This window comes from Robertmurraya sp. (assembly GCF_036676585.1).
GTDB lineage: Bacteria > Bacillota > Bacilli > Bacillales > Cytobacillaceae > Robertmurraya_A.
The window spans coordinates 1-3,930 of record NZ_JAKFCQ010000159.1 but is presented as its reverse complement, the minus strand read 5'-3'; the positions used below and the strand labels follow the sequence as shown (position 1 = coordinate 3,930).

Below are 3,930 nucleotides of genomic sequence, written 5' to 3'. Positions count from 1 at the left end.
GAAAGGGTACCGAATGAAGCCCAATGGTCTAAAGAGATTGATTTAGCAGAGAAGCTTTTGATTTATGTTCATAAACCAGCCTATAATTCTAAGAATCTAAATAATATACCTGATAAGGAATTACAAGACATACATATATTAAATTGGGGATCGTATCGTGACTTGCTCCCTGAACTTTCAGGGTTAAGGTGGACTACTAAATTAGACAGCCTAAATTATGAAGTTTACAGTTTAGAAAAAGTTTAGGTTTTTCAAAAAGTCAGTACATAAATAGGAATATATTGAATGTACTTTTAGATAATCTGATATTTTTGGTGCTGAAATGCTTCCGGAGCCTGACCCCTGTGTACTAAAGCTTTACATCACTCGGGGTCAGGCCCTAAATCTGGAAATGGTCTACTTTTGTAATTTATATTTTTTTATTTTTAGATATAGCGTATTTCGACTGATTTGTAGGATGCTAGCCGCTTTCGAAATATTCCATTCTACAGAATGTAATGTATGTAGGATGGCCATTTTTTCATTGTTTGTCAGTGAAAGTGGAGTGTTGACTTCAGAAGTTCCATGAGAAGGTTGACGTTCAAACTCATCTTCAAAATGTAAATCCTCACCATTAATTTGATGATCTTCTGCAAAAAACGATGCTTGCATAAGAACACTTTTAAGCTCTCGTATATTACCTGGCCAATGGTAGGAAAGTAGCTTTTGCTTCGCATCCTCCGATAAACCAATAGAGGGGGTATCTAGCTTTGTTATTAAATGTTCGGCCAGCTCAATGATGTCCGTTCTATCTCGTAGGGGAGGGAGGGTAATAAAAATTCCTCTCAACCGATAGTATAAATCCTCTCTAAATCTTCCTGCTAGTACTTCCTCGCGCAAATTTTTATTTGTTGCAGCTATTACTCTTGTGTCGATGACTTTAACTGAATCTCCACCAATTCGGGTTACTGTTTTTTCTTGTAACACGCGAAGTAAGGCTGCTTGTGCCTTCAAAGACATATCCCCAATTTCATCTAAGAATATCGTTCCACCGTCAGCTGCTTCAAATTTACCAGGAGCTCCTTCCCGCCTTGCCCCTGTAAAAGCACCACGTTCATAGCCAAATAATTCACTTTCAATCAAACTATCAGGGATGGCACTGCAATTAATCGCAATGAATGGTTTTATTTTCCGTGTGCCAGATGTATGTAAGGATTGGGCGATTAATTCCTTGCCTGTTCCGCTTTCTCCATAAATGATGATAGGATACTCGGATAGGGAAGCTTTCTTAACCATTTTTCTTATATTTTCTATTTTTGCACATGAGCCAAAAATATCAGATAGTGTATAAAGCCTTTTGTCCTGGGAGGATTTATGGTTATTACTATGTAAGGAAACAACAGAACGAAAAACTTTATTTGAATAATCGTCGATGATATCGATCGAATATCCACCTTTCATATGAAACTCTTGTCCAATACAATCCCTTCCTAATAATGCTTGAGCGGGTTTATTTGCACGAATAATTCTTCTTTCATGATCGAGTGTGAGATGTGGGGTTGAACTCAAGTTTGCTGTAATTCCCAATTCTTTTAAGGCTAGTTGCTTTTCTCGGTTTACATGATCCATGAGTAATCGATTTTGCACAGCTTCTACAATCATACTTGCTAACGAAACCATCGAAGGATGAAATAACTCTTTCCTAGCACTAATATTAACTGCTCCAATAAATTGACCACTTGGAGAAAATATGGGGCTTGCAGCACATGTGAGAAAGTGATTTTTAACATGGAAATGGTGTTCTGCGTGGGTGATAATGTTTTTTTTCTCATAAATGGCAAGTCCAATTGCATTGGTACCTTTCACTTTCTCTGACCAATTAGAGCCAATTGAAAAATAGTCATAGGATTCATCCATATCGAGATTACCTATTTTATGAATGATTGTTCCATTACCATCAGCGATCACTGTCACAAGTCCACTTGAATGAATGGTAGGATAAAGCTTATCTAAAACGGCCGTAGTATGTTTGATCAAATACTCATTCTCTGTTAGAACCTCTTTTAATTTCTTGCCCGTAATTTTAATCTCCTGAATGGGGCCGGTGGGTGAAAGTCCGAACCTTTGACACCGCTTCCAAGAAAGATCAATAATGTTCCTTTGATTGAAAAGATTAACGGATGACATGAATATTCCTATCCCCCTTAAATTCTTTCAGAGCCATTTTACAAGTTAAAACAGTACTTTATATTTATTATACTATTATTCCAATATTTTGAAAGTAATGAATATTTTATTTCGCTTATGTATCAAAATAGGACAGTCACTGTTCAAGTACTGAACAGCATGTTTATTTTTCATTTTAAAAAAGCCCCATTTTAAAGGGAATGAAGATTGGCACGATAATTGCATCAATATAAATTGTCTGTTTCATATTCATTTTTATGGAGGGGGAAAAAAGATGGCAGGTAATAGAGCTGTAGCTTACATGGGTCCAGGTAAAGTAGAGGTAGTGGATATTGGTTATCCAGATTTAGTTTTAAGAGATGGTCCTGGAGTAAATCCTTTAAACGTAGGACGTAAATGTGAGCACGGTGTTATCTTGAAGGTAGTAACAACAAATATTTGTGGAAGTGACCAACATATGGTGAGAGGGAGAACGACTGCTCCCGCAGGACTTGTGCTTGGGCATGAAATAACGGGAGAAGTCATTGAAGTTGGTCGTGATGTGGAATTTATCAAAAAAGGGGATCTGGTGTCTGTCCCGTTTAATATTGCGTGTGGACGATGCAGAAGCTGTAAAGAGCGCAACACACATATATGTGAAAATGTAAATCCTGATCGTCCTGGTTCAGCGTATGGTTATGTAGATATGGGAGGCTGGGTAGGAGGTCAGTCTGAATATGTAATGGTACCCTATGCTGATTTCCAATTATTGAAATTTCCAGATAAAGATCAAGCGATGGAAAAAATTAGAGATTTAACGATGCTATCTGATATTTTTCCAACAGGTTATCATGGGGCAGTGAGCGCAGGTGTTAAGCCAGGAGCTACTGTATATATTGCGGGAGCAGGTCCTGTTGGGCTAGCAGCTGCCCATTCGGCACAACTATTAGGTGCTGCTGCCGTTATTGTAGGGGACTTAAATGAAGAAAGGCTTGCCCAAGCAAGAAGCTTTGGTTGTGAAACAGTCAATCTACGTAATCACCCTGATTTGGGAGAGCAAATTGATCAAATTCTAGGCAGTCCTGAGGTTGACTGTGCAGTAGATTGCGTAGGCTTTGAAGCATCTGCACATGGTGCAAATGCGACAGAAGCGCCGGCTACTGTTTTAAATTCCATTATGCAGGTCACTCGTGCTGGGGGACGACTGGGGATTCCAGGTCTATATGTAACAGGAGATCCAGGTGGAGTTGATGAGGATGCAAAAATTGGTACATTGAGAGTTCGTTTAGGATTAGGGTGGGCGAAAGCACATACATTTGTTACAGGTCAAACACCAGTCATGCAATACCACCGTGACTTAATGCAAGCGATCTTAAGTGGAAAAGCACAGATTGCAAAAGCGGTTAATGCAACGGTCATATCCTTAGATGAAGCGCCAAGGGGCTATGCAGAGTTTGATAAAGGGGCTTCAAGAAAATATGTAATTGACCCTCATGGACTTGTAAAATAATGGTGGCTGCTGATGGAGACACCCAGCCTGTTCAAACGATGTTTTGGTGAAGGTATCGGTACTGCTTTATTAGTTCTTATTGGTCCTGGCACAGCCGCTTTTAATGGAATGATTACGGCTAATAACAACGAGTCTACAACATTGGCTGATATTGGAGTTATAAGCTTTGCCTTCGCGATTATTGTTATGGCAATGATCTATTCAATAGGAAGATTAACGGGTTGTCACATTAACCCAGCTGTCACAATCGCACTAGCTTCAACAGGTCATTTTCC

Annotated in this window: 3 protein-coding genes and 1 pseudogene; 3 read left to right on the top strand and 1 reads right to left on the bottom strand. The window is 39.1% G+C overall.

Annotated elements, in window-relative coordinates; all coding sequences use genetic code 11:
• Nucleotides 1–246 (top strand): annotated as a pseudogene (locus ACGLXV_RS19985) (hypothetical protein); the annotation flags it as partial.
• 150 nt (nucleotides 247–396) lie between these two features.
• Here the strand turns inward: ACGLXV_RS19985 and ACGLXV_RS19980 are convergent.
• Nucleotides 397–2,166 (bottom strand): sigma-54-dependent Fis family transcriptional regulator, encoded by a 1,770-nt coding sequence (locus ACGLXV_RS19980; protein ID WP_391560055.1) that lies wholly within the window; start codon nucleotides 2,164–2,166, stop codon nucleotides 397–399.
• A 274-nt stretch (nucleotides 2,167–2,440) separates the two neighbouring features.
• On the opposite strand from ACGLXV_RS19980, the gene fdhA reads away from it, so the two are divergent.
• Nucleotides 2,441–3,655, top strand: a complete 1,215-nt coding sequence (gene fdhA / locus ACGLXV_RS19975; RefSeq protein WP_391560054.1) for a formaldehyde dehydrogenase, glutathione-independent — start codon at nucleotides 2,441–2,443, stop codon at nucleotides 3,653–3,655.
• A gap of 12 nt (nucleotides 3,656–3,667) precedes the next feature.
• On the top strand, nucleotides 3,668–3,930 hold a 263-nt coding region (locus tag ACGLXV_RS19970; RefSeq protein WP_391560053.1), incomplete at its 3' end, for an aquaporin.

What these genes read in the sequence shown, in the direction of transcription:
- fdhA (WP_391560054.1), top strand. Translation starts at nt 2,441, where the DNA reads ATGGCAGGTAATAGAGCTGTAGCTTACATGGGTCCAGGTAAAGTAGAG.
- ACGLXV_RS19980 (WP_391560055.1), bottom strand. Translation starts at nt 2,166, where the DNA reads ATGTCATCCGTTAATCTTTTCAATCAAAGGAACATTATTGATCTTTCT.